The 16,452-nt window shown below is 55.8% G+C and carries 19 protein-coding genes; 9 read left to right on the top strand and 10 right to left on the bottom strand.

What is annotated here, in order from left to right:
• Nucleotides 1-270 precede the first annotated feature (270 nt).
• Nucleotides 271-1,500 carry a HEAT repeat domain-containing protein gene (locus BL107_RS05885; RefSeq protein WP_009789363.1) on the top strand — a complete coding sequence of 410 codons (1,230 nt, stop codon included), beginning with the start codon at nt 271-273 and terminating at the stop codon, nt 1,498-1,500.
• Between the two features lie 4 nt (nt 1,501-1,504).
• On the opposite strand, the gene BL107_RS05880 is transcribed toward BL107_RS05885, so the two are convergent.
• The 4 genes from BL107_RS05880 to hisF form a co-directional block, all read right to left on the bottom strand.
• Nucleotides 1,505-2,374 (bottom strand): hypothetical protein, encoded by an 870-nt coding sequence (locus BL107_RS05880; protein WP_009789362.1) that lies wholly within the window; start codon nt 2,372-2,374, stop codon nt 1,505-1,507.
• A 34-nt stretch (nt 2,375-2,408) separates the two neighbouring features.
• Nucleotides 2,409-2,759 (bottom strand): hypothetical protein, encoded by a 351-nt coding sequence (locus BL107_RS05875; protein WP_037988164.1) that lies wholly within the window; start codon nt 2,757-2,759, stop codon nt 2,409-2,411.
• Between the two features lie 94 nt (nt 2,760-2,853).
• Nucleotides 2,854-3,555, bottom strand: a complete 702-nt coding sequence (gene ubiE, locus BL107_RS05870; protein ID WP_009789360.1) for a bifunctional demethylmenaquinone methyltransferase/2-methoxy-6-polyprenyl-1,4-benzoquinol methylase UbiE — start codon at nt 3,553-3,555, stop codon at nt 2,854-2,856.
• On the bottom strand, nt 3,552-4,328 hold the full coding sequence (hisF, locus tag BL107_RS05865; RefSeq protein WP_009789359.1) for an imidazole glycerol phosphate synthase subunit HisF: 777 nt from the start codon (nt 4,326-4,328) through the stop codon (nt 3,552-3,554). The genes ubiE and hisF overlap by 4 nt, the downstream gene beginning before the upstream one ends.
• Nucleotides 4,329-4,385: 57 nt before the next feature.
• Between hisF and BL107_RS05860 the strand changes: the two genes are divergently transcribed.
• From BL107_RS05860 to BL107_RS05850, 3 genes are read left to right on the top strand one after another with little or no spacing between them, the layout of a single operon-like run.
• A complete protein-coding gene (locus BL107_RS05860; protein WP_009789358.1) occupies nt 4,386-4,601 on the top strand; it encodes a DUF2862 domain-containing protein in 216 nt (71 codons plus the stop codon).
• Between the two features lie 11 nt (nt 4,602-4,612).
• Nucleotides 4,613-5,566, top strand: coding sequence for a chlorophyll synthase ChlG (gene chlG, locus BL107_RS05855; RefSeq protein WP_009789357.1), 954 nt, complete (start codon nt 4,613-4,615; stop codon nt 5,564-5,566).
• Nucleotides 5,563-7,641 (top strand): transglycosylase domain-containing protein, encoded by a 2,079-nt coding sequence (locus BL107_RS05850; RefSeq protein ID WP_009789356.1) that lies wholly within the window; start codon nt 5,563-5,565, stop codon nt 7,639-7,641. Before chlG ends, BL107_RS05850 begins: the two co-directional genes overlap by 4 nt.
• On the opposite strand, the gene BL107_RS05845 is transcribed toward BL107_RS05850, so the two are convergent.
• Both BL107_RS05845 and BL107_RS05840 read right to left on the bottom strand, forming a co-directional pair.
• Complete coding sequence (locus BL107_RS05845) at nt 7,617-8,954, bottom strand: 16S rRNA (cytosine(967)-C(5))-methyltransferase (protein WP_009789355.1); 1,338 nt, start codon at nt 8,952-8,954, stop codon at nt 7,617-7,619. The genes BL107_RS05850 and BL107_RS05845 overlap by 25 nt on opposite strands.
• 3 nt (nt 8,955-8,957) lie before the next feature.
• Nucleotides 8,958-9,323, bottom strand: a complete 366-nt coding sequence (locus BL107_RS05840; protein ID WP_009789354.1) for an MGMT family protein — start codon at nt 9,321-9,323, stop codon at nt 8,958-8,960.
• Nucleotides 9,324-9,442: 119 nt separating this feature from the next.
• Here BL107_RS05840 and trmH point away from each other — a divergent pair, with 119 nt between their 5' ends.
• Complete coding sequence (gene trmH / locus BL107_RS05835) at nt 9,443-10,132, top strand: tRNA (guanosine(18)-2'-O)-methyltransferase TrmH (RefSeq protein WP_009789353.1); 690 nt, start codon at nt 9,443-9,445, stop codon at nt 10,130-10,132.
• Nucleotides 10,133-10,197: 65 nt separating this feature from the next.
• Complete coding sequence (locus tag BL107_RS12905) at nt 10,198-10,371, top strand: hypothetical protein (protein ID WP_009789352.1); 174 nt, start codon at nt 10,198-10,200, stop codon at nt 10,369-10,371.
• A gap of 10 nt (nt 10,372-10,381) precedes the next feature.
• Here the strand turns inward: BL107_RS12905 and BL107_RS05830 are convergent, their stop codons facing one another.
• On the bottom strand, nt 10,382-10,597 hold the full coding sequence (locus BL107_RS05830) for a hypothetical protein (protein WP_009789351.1): 216 nt from the start codon (nt 10,595-10,597) through the stop codon (nt 10,382-10,384).
• A gap of 31 nt (nt 10,598-10,628) precedes the next feature.
• Complete coding sequence (locus BL107_RS05825) at nt 10,629-11,450, bottom strand: ABC transporter permease (protein WP_009789350.1); 822 nt, start codon at nt 11,448-11,450, stop codon at nt 10,629-10,631.
• A gap of 81 nt (nt 11,451-11,531) precedes the next feature.
• Between BL107_RS05825 and BL107_RS05820 the strand changes: the two genes are divergently transcribed.
• Nucleotides 11,532-12,287: a HAMP domain-containing protein gene (locus BL107_RS05820; RefSeq protein WP_037988162.1), complete on the top strand. Its 756-nt coding sequence runs from the start codon at nt 11,532-11,534 to the stop codon at nt 12,285-12,287.
• 54 nt (nt 12,288-12,341) lie between these two features.
• Here the strand turns inward: BL107_RS05820 and lepA are convergent, their stop codons facing one another.
• The gene (gene lepA, locus BL107_RS05815; protein WP_009789348.1) at nt 12,342-14,150 is read right to left on the bottom strand and encodes a translation elongation factor 4; all 1,809 of its coding nucleotides are present in this window, start codon (nt 14,148-14,150) and stop codon (nt 12,342-12,344) included.
• Nucleotides 14,151-14,217: 67 nt separating this feature from the next.
• On the opposite strand from lepA, the gene BL107_RS05810 reads away from it, so the two are divergent.
• Nucleotides 14,218-14,544: a multidrug efflux SMR transporter gene (locus tag BL107_RS05810; protein ID WP_009789347.1), complete on the top strand. Its 327-nt coding sequence runs from the start codon at nt 14,218-14,220 to the stop codon at nt 14,542-14,544.
• A gap of 15 nt (nt 14,545-14,559) precedes the next feature.
• On the opposite strand, the gene BL107_RS05805 is transcribed toward BL107_RS05810, so the two are convergent.
• On the bottom strand, nt 14,560-16,068 hold the full coding sequence (locus tag BL107_RS05805; protein WP_009789346.1) for a malate:quinone oxidoreductase: 1,509 nt from the start codon (nt 16,066-16,068) through the stop codon (nt 14,560-14,562).
• An 80-nt stretch (nt 16,069-16,148) separates the two neighbouring features.
• Between BL107_RS05805 and BL107_RS05800 the strand changes: the two genes are divergently transcribed.
• The gene (locus BL107_RS05800) at nt 16,149-16,394 is read left to right on the top strand and encodes a NifU family protein (RefSeq protein ID WP_009789345.1); all 246 of its coding nucleotides are present in this window, start codon (nt 16,149-16,151) and stop codon (nt 16,392-16,394) included.
• Nucleotides 16,395-16,452 lie beyond the last annotated feature (58 nt).

Below are 16,452 nucleotides of genomic sequence, written 5' to 3'. Positions count from 1 at the left end.
AATATCTTCGTTTGCAAGAGCTATGAGTTGGGCTCAATTAAAAGCCCTGATCAATAGCTACGAACGACCTCTGCATATCTATGCAACTTACATATATGCATATACGCAAAATGTATATATGATCCATGAAGACTACTTGATGCGCAGGAAAGCAAAAGAGCAAAACTTCAATGAAGGCTTCTAATACCTGCTTAGAGCAAATATTATATGTAGATAATCAAATAGAAGGATATCAATTGTTTTATATTCTCATAAGCCTATAAAATAAAGATGGCTGAACGATTTGATGTTCTTGTCCAGGGAATAAGTGAGCAAGAGGCACTCTCCCTATTATTGGCTCAAACGTCAACTGTTCAAAGGCCTGCAGATCGCTATTTCGCTGCCACTCGACTTGGCTTGAGCAAGACCGAAGAATCTCTAGATGCACTATTAACAGCAACAACTAAACTAAATATTGATGAATTATACGATCGAATAACACGAAGAAAAGCTATCGAATCCTTAGGAAGGAGAAAGGACAAACGGGCAATTCCAGCCTTAACTAATGTTTTGACCTGTACAGATACGGAGGCCGTAATTAATGCAATCAATGCCCTAGTACGCATCGATTGGGATCCAAGTGAGAAAGACAAAGATCTGCTCTTATCGCTTTTGAATGGGGAATGTACCTTGGTTCGAGCAGTGATTCAGGCTCATACAAGACTCAATATTCAACATTCAAAAGCCGAAAAATTGATTGCGGAACTTTGTGATCATGAACAAGCCTTGATCGCTGGAGCCGCACGAGCTTATCAAGCCAAACTCTATGGAAAAACTGAACTTTTAAATCTACTCGAATCACAGTTACTCAATCTCACTGCAGGAAAACGACGTTCAGCAGTGATCGATCTAGGCGATGCGAGAGATCCAAATCGAATCCAGAGCTTGGTAGATGCACCGATCTCGATGTCACTAAGAGCGAACAGTTGTTTTCAGATTATTGATGATCAGAGTGCACTACAGCAAAAAAATTTCAATTCACAACTTGAAGTTCTTTTAACTGACAATCCAAAACATCTAAAGATTAGATCTGAATGGCAGTGCGATCCTAATCCTGAGGAGATCGAGCGATGCCTTAGTCATCGAGATGAAGCTATTCAATATGGAGCCGCATTGAGTCTTATGAATCTTAATTCAGAGGATTGTCTTCAGATCATCAACAGCATGGAAGAACGACTCTGGTCGGACTATGTGACACACTATTACCTCACTTGCATTGTAGGGTTAAGACAATTCTCCGAGAAAAGTTACTTGATAAGATCAGCTCTTGCAGAGACCACTCCTCAATACACGAAGTCGAGGGTTGCAGCAGCTTGGGCTTGTTTGAAGCTCAATCTTTATGATCAATTAGACCTTCTATACCAGTTATCAAGTTCCGCATACTGGAAGCCACTGCGATGGTCTTGCCAACAAGTATTTGCCAGAATGATTGATCAGCAACAATCTCAAAAAGAAATATAGATTTTCAGTTACTCGACGTAGATTGTTTTCTTGGAATGAATCCACGCAGACGCGACAAGACTCTTTGAAGAAACTGCTCAGAACGAGATAAGCGACTGTCGTATTCAGGACGGTTCCACATCCGTTGCCGCCCCGCAAATTCTCCGATGATGTTGATGCTGCGGCGCCGTTCGATCGGTTTCAAACGTGGCGTCACGCTGTGGACCGCCCCCAACACATTGAGGAATAAACAAAAGGTATTGGGTCGATAGGCGATGGTGCGCACCGGCGTGTGCAACTCAGACGACAGCTGTCGGCCGATCGCCTTGTCGAGTCGTCGGATTGGCTGAGTCAGCCGATGAACCGTGAAGTCACCTCCCGCAGCTCGATCTTCAGGCTTCCGCATGTAAAGCAACCCGGCATAGATCTCCTTCGGATTATCCACATGGGCGGGCTGCGTCGTGGCATCCCCACCGACTGGCTCATTGAGCACGAATTGGCAGTCGGTCACCAGGTCACCGCGTGGTCCGATGCGACGTGGCGTCACCGATCCAGTCATTAACTGGTGCAGTTGGTCGGATCCAAGCGCTTCTAACAACTGCGGTTCAAACAAACGAACAACATCTCGCAGGTAGTCGGGGCTGGTATGAAAACGCAAAAAGTCGACCCAAATCGGGGCTAAATCGTTCCACTGCAGGGCCTCTGCCACCTTCAAGCGCCGGGTCGGACTCCCAGCATCAAGCCGCTGAATCCGTTCCAGCATCCATTGCTCTGGAAACGTTGCCTCGAGCTCCTCGTAGAGGGCATCCGGGAGTGCTTGTTCCACACAGGTATGGGGATAGGGATCGGTCTGAATCGATCGCACCGCCTGTAGACAGCTCAGACGCTCCACCACGAGATCACGCCGTAAACGGGGAGCTTCGCAAAGCTCAGGCCGGCAGCTCTAAGCAGCGATACAAATGATCAATGGCGTTGTGGCGATGACGCTGCATGGGGCTAAGGCCGATCATCCCCAACCAGAAACGTCCATTCCCCTGACACACCAATACGGGCTTTGCCGCTCCTTTGCCATGGGCCTCCAGCAGCGACATACAGAGCTTTTCGGCCACCTCAGCCCCCCGGGGGCGCTGGCGCAACCGTCGCAACAAGGGGTCGACCTGGGAGAACGACACAAAACTGGCTCGCTCGGAGTCGGTCACCAGGATCAAGCCATCGAGCCACTGCACGTCTTGCAGTAAATCCTCAATGTCGGACAACAAATTCGGGAGAGGAAAAGCCAAGAGGAATCCTCCTTCTTTATCTTTTCTTCAGCTTCTTTAAATCGTTTTGGCGGCTTAGCGCAAGCACCGCAAGCAAAGCTTCACTCACGGAGCTTTAGGCGCGGAGCATCAGGCAGCCCATTTGCCCTCCAACCATGGGCTGATGCTGGACCTCCGAAAACCCAGCTTGACGGGCCATCGCCTCCTGTTCATCACCCATCGGGAAGCGTTGCAAGCTCTCTTCGAGGTAGGCATATTCATCCCTCAAGCCCACCGAAGCGGCGATCGGAACTACCAGGCCTCGGAGGTAAAGGCGCTGAAACTGGGCTGCTGCCGTGCCAGGGATCAAACGATTGAAATCGAGCACCGCAGCGCGTCCGCCTGGTTTCAAAACCCGGCGCATTTCCGCAAGGCCAAGGGCGGGATCAACCAGGTTTCGCAGGCCATAGGCCATCACCAAGCCATCAGCAGTCGCCGATGGCAATCCCGTCGCCAGGGCATCACCTTGCTGAAACCTCACCGGCAACCATGGCTGACGCCGCTGACGTGCCGCAGCCCCTTGCAGTGGGGCGGCAGCGGCATCCATACCGATCACCGTTCCTCCTGGACGCACGCAACGGGCAAGCTCCAGGGCCAAATCCCCTGTACCGCAACACAAATCAAGCCAATTCTCGCCAGAAACGGGCTTTAACGAACGCACCACTTGCCGCTTCCACTGCCGATGCAAGCCAAAACTCAAAACATCGTTGAGACGGTCGTAGCGAGGAGCAACGGCATCAAAAAGCTGCTCAACAGCAGCAGCATCTCCAGGTTTCATGGTCGAATTTTGAGACCACGGGCCAGTAAATCGGCCTTGATTTGCTCCACGGTGAGCACTCCGTCGTGCAGCAACGATGCCAACAACGCAGCCGAAGCGTGCCCGCCCTCAGGGCCGGTCTCCAACGCTGCCGCGATGTGATCCAGACAACCAGCACCTCCAGAAGCAATCACCGGCACTGCAACGGCAGCAGCCACAGCACGGGTGAGCTCGAGGTCGTATCCGGCTTGGGTTCCATCTCCATCCATCGACGTGAGCAGAATCTCGCCTGCCCCTAACTCGGTGACCTGTTGCGCCCAGCTCACCACATCCAAACCGGTGTTGTCCCGTCCGCCTTTGACGTAGACATCCCAGCCATCCGTGCCGTTGTTACGACGTCGCGCATCAATCGCCACAACAATGCATTGACAACCAAAACGCTGCGCTCCTTCCCGAACTAGCTCCGGCCGGCCCACAGCGGAGGAGTTCAGACTCACCTTGTCGGCGCCGGCCCGCAGCAATTCGGTAATGCCTTCAACCGAAGAAATCCCACCTCCAACCGTGAATGGGATCGTCACAGACTCGGCGGTGCGTCGCACCAAATCAACCAGCGTTGCTCGTCCTTCATGGCTTGCAGCGATGTCGAGAAACACCAATTCATCAGCGCCAGCACGGCTGTAACGGCAGGCCAACTCGACGGGATCGCCGGCATCGCGGAGGCCCACGAAGTTGATGCCCTTCACCACCCGGCCACGGGCAACATCCAGGCAAGGAATAAGACGAAGGGCGACCATGGTTCTGTGGGCAAAAGCGACTGTTAAGGTTGCGCCACTCTCCAAGCCTCGCAGGCCATGTCCCAGGCTGCATCGATCACCATCGGTTCCAAAATCCGAATTTCCCGTGTCAGGGATCGGATTCCCCAAAACTTGGTGGATCTACTCAAGAAAGACCCCACTGGAACCGTGAAAGAGTTCCGGACCGTTGACGGCAAGGGAATTGGTGTGGTGGTTGACCTGAGCGACGGCTCCACCAGCTGGTTTTTTGAAGACGAAATCACCGCTGCCTGAGTTTTGATCCTGTGAGCGACGCACGTCAGCTACTGGGCATGAAAGGTGCCTCAGGCACCACCAACATTTGGAAGCTGCGGTTGCAGCTGATGAAACCGGTCACCTGGATCCCCTTGATTTGGGGTGTTATTTGCGGAGCAGCAGCCAGCGGCAACTACCACTGGCAGTTGGATCACGTGCTGGCAGCATTCGCTTGCATGTTGATGAGTGGTCCTTTGCTGGCTGGGTTTACCCAGACCATCAACGACTACTACGACCGAGACATTGACGCCATTAATGAGCCGTACCGGCCCATTCCCTCTGGAGCAATTTCTCTCGGGCAGGTCAAGCTTCAAATCTGGATCTTGCTGCTGGCAGGCCTCGGTGTGTCCTACGGGCTGGATTTGTGGGCCCAACACACCACACCCGTGGTGTTCCTGCTGGCTCTGGGTGGCTCCTTTGTGAGCTTTATCTACTCAGCCCCCCCCCTAAAGCTGAAGCAGAACGGCTGGCTCGGGAACTATGCCCTCGGCGCGAGCTACATCGCTTTGCCTTGGTGGGCCGGCCAAGCCCTATTTGGGCAGCTCACCTGGACGACAGCATTTCTCACCCTGGCCTACAGCTTGGCTGGGCTGGGCATTGCGGTGGTGAACGATTTCAAAAGCGTTGAGGGCGACCGTGCCCTTGGACTTCAGTCCCTTCCCGTGGTGTTTGGCATCAAACGTGCCAGCTGGATCAGTGCAGGAATGATCGATATTTTCCAACTGGCGATGGTGGGCGTATTAATTGCCATTGGCCAGCATTTCGCAGCGGTTCTTTTGGTGCTATTGATCATTCCCCAGATCACATTTCAGGACATCTGGCTGTTGACTGATCCCGTTGAATTTGATGTGAAATATCAAGCGAGTGCGCAGCCTTTCTTGGTTCTTGGCATGTTGGTGACAGCATTGGCTGTCGGCCACAGTTCTCTGACCCAGGTGATGTGAATCGCACTCGTCTCCATTGGGCCCTGATCGCAGGTACAGCAGCTGCTGTTGGCGTCGGCGCAGCCCTAGGAACCCGTGCTGTAACGGAACTAGTGGATTCGACCCTTCCCGATGCAAGGGGAATCGCCAGTTTCAACCGACCCGGAACCATCACGCTGCTCTCGTCCCAGGGCAAAATCATCCAAAAGTTGGGTCCTGCGACTCGAGAAAAAATCAAACCAGGCGCCATGCCGCCGCTGGTTCAAAACGCTTTTATTGCTGCGGAAGACCGCAGGTTTTTTCAGCACAATGGCGTCGATGTTTGGGGCATTGCACGGGCGGTGGTCACCAACGTGCGACAGGGTGCCGTGCGTGAGGGGGCGAGCACGATCACCCAACAATTGGCTCGGATTGTTTTTCTGAGCCAAGACCGCACCATCACCCGCAAACTGAAGGAAGCCGCTCTGGCGCTCAAGCTTGAGCGGCAACTGAGTAAGCAACAAATTCTCGAGCAATACCTGAACTACGTGTATTTGGGGTCCGGTGCCTATGGCGTGTCAGATGCCGCATGGATTTACTTCTCAAAAACCACCGATCAACTGACGGTTGCTGAGGCTGCGTTGATCGCAGGGCTCCCACCAGCTCCATCGATCTATTCACCCTTGGTGAATCCAGATTTAGCCCGAAAGCAGCGGGCCTTAGTGCTTGATCGCATGGCCCAGTCGGGGGCGATCAGCCGCGTGGAAGCTGAACGAGCCAGCGCCTCCCCCCTCGCCCTGAAGCCGGCCACACCCAAGTATTTCAACAGCTCCGCTCCGTACTTCACCACCTGGGTGGCTCAGGAATTACCCAATCTGGTGACCCCAGAACAATTGGAGGTGGGCGGGATCAAGGTACGAACCAGCTTGAACCTTGATTGGCAAACAAAAGCTCGCAATGTGATTCTCAAGAACGCCCCCTTCGATACCGAGGGCGTGATGGTGTCGATCGAACCAGGGACCGGCCTGGTTCGAGTGATGGTGGGCGGTCGCGACTTTTACGAAAGTCAGTTCAACCGAGCCACCTTGGCATTGCGCTCACCGGGCTCCACCTTCAAGCTGTTCCCCTACGCCACAGCCATCGATCTAGGTGTGAAACCGGAAACCATTGTTCTCGATAAAAAGCGCTGCTGGAAAGGATATTGCCCGAAAAATTTTGGCAATAAGTATTACGGGAAAGTATCGCTGGCGAATGCCCTGAAGAACTCCCTCAACACCGTGGCTGTGCAATTGCAAGACATCGTGGGGTTCGACGCCATCATCAAAACCGCCAACAAATTTGAAATTGGAACCCAACGCCCGCTCGGCAAGTACTACCCGATGGCGATTGGTGCCTATGAGCAAACCGTCTTGGATATGGCCGCGGCCTATGCCGGTGTCGCCAACCGTGGAGTCTTCGTTAAGCCCACTCCCTTTGAAGAAATCCGAGGGCCAGAAAGCAACATTCTCTGGAGCCGGCGGGTCGATGGAGACCGGGGACGGCGGGCTCTCGACAGTGATGTAGCCGATGCGATGAACTGGATGTTCCAGCGCGTGGTAACCGGAGGAACAGGCATCGCAGCAAAACTGGATGATCGTCAGGTGGCTGGCAAAACAGGCACCTCAGAGGGTGCGCGGGATCTCTGGTTTATCGGTTCCATCCCCCAACTCACCACCGCGGTGTGGTTCGGCTACGACGACAACCGTGAAACCAAAAGCAACAGCGGCGAGGCGGCATGGACTTGGAAACAGTTCATGCTTCAAATCACAGAGGAACTTCCCGTTCAGGCGTTCCCACCAAAGCCTGAGCTGAACCGTCCTTGGCGAGTGCCTGGCAAAAAGAAACCGAAGACAACCGACAAAAAGGCTGAGTACCTCGGATATGAGCACGAAAAAGAATCTCTAGAACAGGTCGACGCCCCAGATGGGAGTGAATATCCAGCAACGGACAATCCATTCCCTCCGGAGTTTGCACCGCCCGCACCGGTTCCATCCCCAAGGGAGAACCTGGCACCTGCTGCGAGCCCACAACGGAATTGGATGAAGCCACGCATTCAGGAGCGGCGCTGGACCCGCTGAAGAACGGCGGCATAAAAACCATCACCACCTTCTTCCGCATCCGGCCAACGTTGTTGTTCCCGCTCCAGGGTCAACTCAGAACAACGTTTGAGAAGGTTGGCCATTTGTTCACCATTTTCAGCTGGGTGCATCGTGCAAGTGGCATACACCAGCCGTCCTCCGGGAGCCAATAAGGGAACGAGGCCGTCCAACAACGCCTGCTGCTGAGGAAGCAAATCTTGAATGGCTTTCGGTGTCATCCGCCAACGCGCATCGGGATGGCGCGCCAAGGTACCCAACCCCGAACACGGTGCATCGATCAGGATTGATTGAAAAGCTTCACGCCACTCGGGACGCTCCTTCGAGAGCAACGCCGCATCAGCGGCCAAAGCCTGAATTGAACCGAGTCCAAGCCTCGCCGCATTCACTGCCACCCGTTTGAGACGCCCCGCTGAACGGTCAACGGCCCAGATTTCACCCACATCACCCATGAGTTCTGCAAGATGTGTGGCCTTGCCGCCGGGAGCTGCACAAGCATCCAAAACTCGATCCCCAGGATTGGGATCCAGTAAGGGAGCCACCCACTGAGCCGCCCGGTCTTGAACACACCAATATCCCTCCGCATACCCCGGCCAATGCCGCAGATCACCGCTGTGGCCCAACACCTGCAACCCATTCGCGCAACCTGCAATCGGACACGTTTCAATTCCAACCTCCGCTAAGTCACGACCCACCTGCTCGGGCGTCGATCGCAACCGATTGACGCGCAGATCAAGATCCGGAACGTGATTACAGGCAGCGGCCACCGCTGCGGCTCCCTCTGGGCCCCGCCATTGAATGAGCGATGCAGCCAACCAATCGGGCAGTGAAGCCTGCTGAGCCAACTGAATCGCAGGGTCGGCGGACAACTCCAGCGTTTCGCCGGATTCATGGGCCCGCAGCACCCCTCGAAGCAGCCCATTCACCACCGGTGCCAAGCGGGCAAGGCCGCTCACCTTGGCCAGTTCCACCGTGGTATTAACGGCTGCTGCGGAGGGAATCCGCTCCATCATCAGCAATTGATAGAGACCAACATGCAGCAACCAGCGCAATTTTGGTGGTTGCTTCGCGGCAGGCACCTTGCCCATGCGATCGAGCCAGCCATCCAAAATGCGACGCTGACGAATCGCCCCATAGGCCAGCTCCGTTGCCAAACCTCGATCAGGACCCTGCAGAGGGTGGTCCCGGAGGCAGCGTTCGAGCGCCACATCCGCATAGGCCCCAGCGGCAACCGCTTGCAACACCTTCCATGCCAGCTGGCGTGGCGCAATTCCGATGCTCGCAGAGGTGGTCAAGGGCTATTGGCTTGATGCACCAGAGATAGCGACTGGACGCCAAAGAAACCGCTTCAAAGGCAAACGTCCCTCTTGATCCACAGGAATTCCCTCCGTGATCAGCAAGTCTCGTTGCATCCAGTCGCTGCCTTCACGGCTCGGGCTCATCGAAATTTGCCCTTTGGCATTCACCACACGATGCCAAGGCACTTCGGAAGGCAAATGAAGCCGCCGCAGCGCCCAACCCACCTGCCGTGCACAGCCCCAAGCACCAATGAGATCTGCGATCTGACCGTAGGTGGCAAGCCGGCCATGGGGGATTTGCTCAACAACGGCCCAAACGCGTTGATCGAAGGTTGGGTGAACCAAGGATTCATCACGTTTCGGCATTGGCCATTGCTGTCTTGAAACGATGGGGTGGTGCTCTCAATGGAACAGCCTGGGACGTACGGTTTAACCAGGGATCCTTCAACACGGATCACGACACTCTTTGACGATCAACTCTGTCGATGCCCCTGCTGCCTCGTCGGTTTGAACGACTCAAGTCCGTCTTAAACCACCGCATGGCGGATCTCACCGTGCTGCTCGAGCACGTGGAGAAGCCCCATAACCTTTCGGCCATCCTGCGTAGCTGCGATGCCGTTGGAGCCCTGGAGGCCCATGCGGTGAGTTTCTCGGGACGGCCGCGCACCTACAACAGCACGGCCCAAGGGAGCCAAAAGTGGGTGCCGTTGAACGATCATCCCGACATCGAAACGGCAATCAAGGTTCTGAAGGCCAAAGGATTCCGCTTGTATGGCACCCATCTCGGCACGAACGCCCGGGACTATCGCGATTGCGATTTCACCGGACCCACCGCATTTGTGCTTGGAGCAGAGAAATGGGGCCTGAGCGATCAAGCTCGGGATCTAATGGATGAAGCCCTGTTCATTCCGATGCGAGGGATGGTGCAGTCCCTGAACGTGTCCGTCGCCACAGCAACGCTGCTGTTCGAATCGCTGCGACAACGACAAGCGGCAGGGGTGGCCCCCAGTCGTGGGGAAGGGCTCACAGCTGAGCATTACCAACGACTGCTGCTCGAATGGTCATACCCCGAGGTGGCTGCCTGGTGCCGTGAGCAGAACAGGCCCTATCCAGACCTCAATGAACAGGGGGAACTGATGGAAGAGTTGCCGCGCACGGTGAAGCTGCGCTGCTGAAACTTCATCGAATCTTGTTTCCCACACATCCTTGAGCCATAACTCAAACAGTTGCTTTGTCAGGGATGGATCACAAACGGATGCATCAATACGCGGTGACGTATCACTGCGGCAAGGACTGGGGTGAGGAAATGGTCCAATCTGTCGATCTTGGCCATGCCGTGGAAGCAGCCCATGCGATCTTCCCGAGTTCCTGCAGGATCTCCATTCGGGAAGTGAAAGCAAAGAGCCAGGATTAAGCCGGCAGCTTCAGGAGGGGGTGCGACGCGCTTTCGGCAAGACAAAGGCGATCAACAAAGCCACCCCCTCCAACAGCACGCTGCGATTGAGCAGCAACACAAGCATCACGGCGGTGACGGCGATGATCTTCTCGAGAAGACCGATCACATCGTCCGAATTATCACGGGCAAGCAGCCAAAGCAGAGCAGCAGCCGTTAAGAACAGAGCGCTGACTCCCCAAGACATCAAAACTCCTCTGCCAACGCCAGTGTGACGCTCAGTCTGATGCTGGACGTGCTTCGCCGCCGCTCACCCACGCTTCGATCCCCTCACCAAGGAAGGAGAGACCGAGCACAAGGATGAACATCGCCAGCCCCGGGAAGAGCGCCGTCCACCAAACGCCCGTGGGGACCGCTGCCAGGGCAAGGTTCAAATCCCCTCCCCACTCCGGCACCGTTTCAGGCAAGCCAAGGCCGAGAAAACCAAGACCACCCAACACCAAAACGGCATCGGCAGCATTCAAGGTGAGCAACACCGGCACCGACGTAATCACATTGCGAAATAGGTAGCGCCGCAAGATCCACACCGGTCCGGCCCCAAGCGACTGGGCCGCTTCCACAAACAACTCACTTTTGACCTGTGCTGTTTGGTTGCGCACCACCCTGAAGTACTGGGGCACGTACACAACACATAAAGCCGCGGCGGCATTGGGGATGCCCTTACCGAGCAGGAAAGCCAACACCACCGACAACAACAAAACCGGCAGGGTGTAGAGGGTGTCCATCAGCAGCACCAGCGTTCGGTCGATCGCGCCGCCGAAATAACCGCTCACCATTCCCAGGGGCACACCCAAGACAAGAGCAAAGCCCACAGCGAGCATCACCACCTGGAGAGCTACACCACTCCCGGCCATCGTGCGAACACACACATCCCGACCCAAGCGATCAGTGCCACACCAGTGGCTCCAGCTCGGGCTGTTGTAAATCGGGTTGGACAGACCGGCATTGGCATCGGGAAGCAAGCCCAAATGGATCAAGACTGGGGTGATCAAGGCCACCAGCAAGTACAGCCCAACAATCACAAGCCCCCAACGGGCCATTCGAAAGGAGAGGCTGCGGATCACAGGCCTTAAACGGTCCGAATGCAGTGCATTGTCCACCGAACTGATGAGAATGGGGTGATGCCATCCCAACGTCGCTGGCGACAACGGCTGCTCGGAAGCCTTCAGGGGCAGCTTCAGCTCGCCACCTATCTCGTGGTGTTTGCCGGTTTTACTGGCGCCTCAACGGCCGGTTTGTGGGTGGGTCAACGGACCCTGATCCACAACGAAACACAAACACTTCGCAGCAGTGCCGGCGCGATTCAGACATCGCTTCGGTCCAATCAGAGCGCTAGGGCCAATGCCGATGCTGCCCATGCCCTTGAACATCTTCAGCTCGAGCTCCTGGTCCACTCCAGCCATCGCACTCGGCTTTGGATCGAACAGCCCGATGGACGCCTGATCCTTCCTCAAAGAGAGCATCTAAAGAGTTCGGACACGGCGCTTCGCGCCGCCATGCGAAGCAATCCCGGAGGCGTGGTGGGTCGCCAAGAGCAGATCAGCCTCGACAACACGCGCTACCTCAGCGAGTTGGTGGAAGAGCTTCCCGGTGGAGGGCGGCTCTGGATCTTGCAGGACGTGGGAGCCAATCAACAGGCCCTCGGCAACTACTTGCAGTTGATGATTCTCACTTGGGGTAGCTGCTTGGCGATCACCTTGTTGGCCGTGAGCTGGCTGGTGCGACGCATCGTGAAACCACTGGAACAGCTCAATGCCACCACGTCTCAAGTCACGGCTGACAACCTCAACACAGCGCGGCTTCAACTCACCATGGCTGGAACATCTATCACAAAAAACACATGGTTACTACAATCAAATCGACAAAGAATCGATTGAGAACAATCAAGACGATTTCGGTTAAATTAATCAATCAAAAGGATAAAAAGACTATCAATCATTCAACTTGAGCACCGCCATGAAGGCTTCCTGGGGCACATCCACCTTACCCATCGCCTTCATCCGCTTCTTACCCTTCGCCTGTTTCTTCAGCAATTTCTTCTTCCGTGAGATATCACCGCCATAACACTTGGCTAACACATCTTTGCGGATCGCACTGATGCTGGTGGAGGCAATAATGCGGCTACCAATCGAGGCCTGAAGCGGAATCTTGAACTGTTGGCGCGGAATCAGTTCTTTCAACTTATCCACTAAGGCCTTACCCACGTTGTAGGCCTTGTCTTGATGAACAATCGTGGTGAGTGGATCAGCGCGATCGCCATTGATCAACACATCAAGGCGCACCAATTGGTTTTTGCGATAACCGATCAGGTGATATTCCATCGAGGCATAACCCTGGGTGCGGGTTTTCATCTGATCAAAGAAATCCGTCACCACCTCAGCCAGCGGCAACTCATAGATCAACGTCACCCGATCTTTGGTGATGTATTTCATATCGAGGTATTCACCGCGCCGCTCTTGGCAGAGCCCCATCAGGGCACCGTTGTAATCATTGGGCGCAAAGATTTCCATGCGCACATAGGGCTCTTCGATCGATTCCCGCTTCTGCGGTTCCGGCAGCGTGGCGGGGTTATCCACCAATTCCTCACTGCCATCCACCATGTTCACCTTGTAGATCACCGATGGCGCGGTGACGATCAGATCAAGGTCGTATTCACGCTCAAGCCGTTCTTGGACAATCTCCATATGCAGAAGACCCAAGAACCCACAACGAAAACCAAAGCCCATCGCGCTGCTGGTTTCCGGCTCAAACTTCAGCGCCGCATCCGACAACTGCAGCTTGTGCAGTGCTTCCCGTAGGTCGGGATATTGATCCGCTTCGGTGGGGAACAACCCGCAAAACACCATTGGCTTGGCTTCTGCATATCCAGGCAGCTCTTCGTCGGCTGGCGCATTTAACAGCGTGATCGTGTCGCCCACCCGGGCATCAGCCACCGCTTTGATTGAGGCGGCGAGGTAGCCCACTTCACCGGCGTGAAGTTCATCCACCTTGCGCTCATTGGGCGCCATGATCCCAATTTCATCCAGCTCATAGGTTTTCTTGCTGGCCATCAGCAGCACTTTGTCTTTGCAACTGATCCGGCCACTCATCACCCGGAAATACACAATCACACCCCGATAAGGGTCGTAATAGGAATCAAAAATCAGCGCTTTGGTGGGTTCATCCACCGCATCAGCAGGGGCCGGAACCCGATCCACCACCGCCTGAAGGATCTCCGGCACCCCTAGGCCTGTTTTGGCGGAGCAGTTGATCGCGTTGCTGCAATCAAGGCCGATGATCGCTTCCACCTCTTCCTTAATCCGATCTGGATCGGCGCCGGGAAGGTCGATTTTGTTCAGCACAGGAATGATCTCAAGATCATTTTCCAGAGCCAGATACACGTTGGCCAGGGTTTGCGCTTCAACGCCCTGGCTGGCATCCACCACCAACAGCGCCCCTTCACAGGCCAACAAGCTGCGGCTCACCTCATAAGAAAAATCGACATGCCCAGGCGTGTCGATCAGGTTGAGCACGTATTGCTCACCATCCGCCGCCGTGTAGTTCATCCGGGCGGCCTGAAGCTTGATCGTGATCCCCCGTTCTCGCTCCAGTTCCATGTTGTCGAGGAACTGCTCTTGCATGTCCCGGTTGGCCACCGTGCCCGTGTCCTGCAGCAGTCGATCAGCCAGCGTCGACTTGCCGTGGTCGATATGGGCAATGATGCAGAAGTTGCGGATCCGTGAAACGGGGGCGTCGGTCATGCAGCGGCGAACTCCCTTCCTTGGGGCAACGATCTGATCTCAACTAATCCTAAGGAGATGCGCTCGGTTGCCACTGAATAATCCCTGGATCCTGCTCCTTCTCGCCATTAGTGCTGAGGTGATTGGCACCTCATGTCTCCGACTCTCTGAGGGCATGACCAGGCCGCTGCCCACCCTCCTGGTGTTCAGCGCTTACGCCATTGCCATGGCCCTGCTCTCGAAAGTGGTGATGAGCATTCCGCTTGGCATCACCTATGCCCTCTGGAGTGGCATCGGCACCGTGGCGATTGTTTTGGTTGGTCGCTTCGCGTATCAACAAACAATGGGAGCTGGGCAACTCTTCGGGATCGTCCTGATCACAGCGGGAGTGGTGCTGGTGAACCTCAAGCCGTAACGCCCAAGGAAGTCATCAGCGGCTGAGGCCCAGCAGGCCGTCGCTGCGCTCCCGCATCCCCTTCAACACTTCCGGGTCGTTCTTGGGATCGCTGTAGAAACTTGGCAGCAATGCCAAAAGTCGTTCTTGCCACTCAGCATTGGCGAGCCGTTCTGGAAAGCAGCGCTGCAACACCTCCAACATGATCGTCACCGCCGTGCTGGCCCCCGGCGATGCCCCCAGCAACGCCGCCAATGAGCCATCGGCAGCAGCCACCACTTCCGTACCGAGTTGCAGGCGACCGCCCTCTTTGCTGCGTTTGATGATCTGCACCCGCTGGCCCGCCACCGACAAACTCCAATCGTCTTGCCGCGCTGTCGGCAGAAAATCCCGCAGCGCATCAAAGCGTTGTGCTGGGGTCTGACGCAGCTGATTGATCAAATACCGCACCAATTCAACGTTGGTGGCTCCCACTTGCAGCATCGGCAACAGGTTTGTTGGCCGCACCGAAGCCGGCAAATCCAGCAGAGATCCCTGCTTTAGAAATTTGCTGCTGAATCCCGCGAAGGGGCCAAACAACAGGGAACGACGCCCATCCATCCAACGGGTGTCGAGGTGGGGCACCGACATTGGTGGAGCCCCCACCGCCGCCTTGCCGTACACCTTGGCCCGCTGCTGTTCCGCCAGGGCTGCGTCGTTGCACACCAGCCAAAGACCGCTCACCGGAAAACCAGCAAAATCGTCGCCTTCAGGAATCCCAGACCGTTGCAACAGCGGAAGGGCACCACCGCCGGCCCCAAGAAACACAAAGGGCGCACGGACCTCACGCCGACCGGAAGGCCCCTTGGTGATCACCCGCCAATCCCCTTCAGTCATGTTGGGGCGACGCAATCGCTTGAGATTGCTCACCTCGGTGCCGTATTGAACCGTGAGAGCACCGCTGCTCTGCAACGGCAGAAGGTAGGCCCGGGTGAGGGCACCGAAGTCCACATCGGTGCCGCGCTCAATCCTGGTGGCAGCAACCGCCTGGGTGGGATCGCGGCCCTCCATCACCAGGGGCATCCACTCCGATAAGTCCTGGCGATCTTCGGTCCAGCGCATCTCAGCAAAGGCTGGGATGTCTTTGAGCTGCTCAAAGCGCTGCCTGAGAAAAGCGATGTTGGCAGGAGTCCACACAGCACTGATATGAGCTGCTCGATGCAGAAAATCGGTGGATGTGAGCCGACCTCGCTCGAGCAGAGACCCCCAGAACTCAAGGCTGCGCTCAAAGGCGGCATTGATGGCCACGGCTTTATCGGTGGCGACCCGACCATTCGGTTGCATCGGGGTGTAGTTCAGCTCGCAGTTGGCTGCATGGCCTGTGCCTGCGTTGTTCACCGCAGCGGAGCTCTCTAATGCTGGGGCCTCGAGGCGTTCCACGAGCAGCAGACGCATCTGCGGATCCAGCTCATGCAGCAGCGCCGCGAGGGTGGCGCTCATGATTCCAGCGCCCACCAACACAGCGTCGTAGCTGGCTTCCGGATCGAACGTGCCGTCGTTTTGCACCAGTGCCTTGGGTGGAAACCGCTCTCGTCAGCCTATGGGGGCACTCCGTAGGCTGGGATCAAAGTTGAAGTGGACATCCGATGAGCACCGAAACCAAGGCCTTGACACTCGAGAACGTGGAAACCGTGCTCGACGAATTGCGCCCATTCCTGATGGCCGACGGCGGCAACGTGGAGGTTGTTGAGATCGACGGTCCGATCGTGAAGGTGCGCCTCCAGGGAGCATGCGGCAGCTGCCCCAGCAGCACCATGACGCTGAAAATGGGGATTGAGCGCAAGATGCGCGAGTCAATCCCCGAGGTGAGTGAAGTGGTTCAGGTGCTCTGAGGGCACCACCCCCTTCATCTCTGGATGGCGACCGATGAGAGCCATCAATCCATCAGGA

Source organism: Synechococcus sp. BL107 (assembly GCF_000153805.1).
Taxonomy (GTDB): Bacteria; Cyanobacteriota; Cyanobacteriia; order PCC-6307; family Cyanobiaceae; genus Parasynechococcus.
The sequence above is the reverse complement of the archived record's forward strand: the minus strand, read 5'-3'. Positions and strand labels throughout refer to the sequence as shown.

Excerpts from the sequence above, each read along its gene's own strand:
- BL107_RS12905 (WP_009789352.1), top strand. The coding sequence starts at position 10,198 with ATGGATCACAAACGGATGCATCAATACGCGGTGACGTATCACTGCGGC.
- BL107_RS05885 (WP_009789363.1), top strand. The coding sequence starts at position 271 with ATGGCTGAACGATTTGATGTTCTTGTCCAGGGAATAAGTGAGCAAGAG.
- lepA (WP_009789348.1), bottom strand. The coding sequence starts at position 14,150 with ATGACCGACGCCCCCGTTTCACGGATCCGCAACTTCTGCATCATTGCC.
- BL107_RS05820 (WP_037988162.1), top strand. The coding sequence starts at position 11,532 with ATGCCATCCCAACGTCGCTGGCGACAACGGCTGCTCGGAAGCCTTCAG.
- BL107_RS05800 (WP_009789345.1), top strand. The coding sequence starts at position 16,149 with ATGAGCACCGAAACCAAGGCCTTGACACTCGAGAACGTGGAAACCGTG.
- BL107_RS05860 (WP_009789358.1), top strand. The coding sequence starts at position 4,386 with ATGTCCCAGGCTGCATCGATCACCATCGGTTCCAAAATCCGAATTTCC.
- trmH (WP_009789353.1), top strand. The coding sequence starts at position 9,443 with ATGCCCCTGCTGCCTCGTCGGTTTGAACGACTCAAGTCCGTCTTAAAC.
- hisF (WP_009789359.1), bottom strand. The coding sequence starts at position 4,328 with ATGGTCGCCCTTCGTCTTATTCCTTGCCTGGATGTTGCCCGTGGCCGG.
- BL107_RS05830 (WP_009789351.1), bottom strand. The coding sequence starts at position 10,597 with ATGTCTTGGGGAGTCAGCGCTCTGTTCTTAACGGCTGCTGCTCTGCTT.
- ubiE (WP_009789360.1), bottom strand. The coding sequence starts at position 3,555 with ATGAAACCTGGAGATGCTGCTGCTGTTGAGCAGCTTTTTGATGCCGTT.
- BL107_RS05825 (WP_009789350.1), bottom strand. The coding sequence starts at position 11,450 with ATGGCCCGTTGGGGGCTTGTGATTGTTGGGCTGTACTTGCTGGTGGCC.
- BL107_RS05840 (WP_009789354.1), bottom strand. The coding sequence starts at position 9,323 with ATGCCGAAACGTGATGAATCCTTGGTTCACCCAACCTTCGATCAACGC.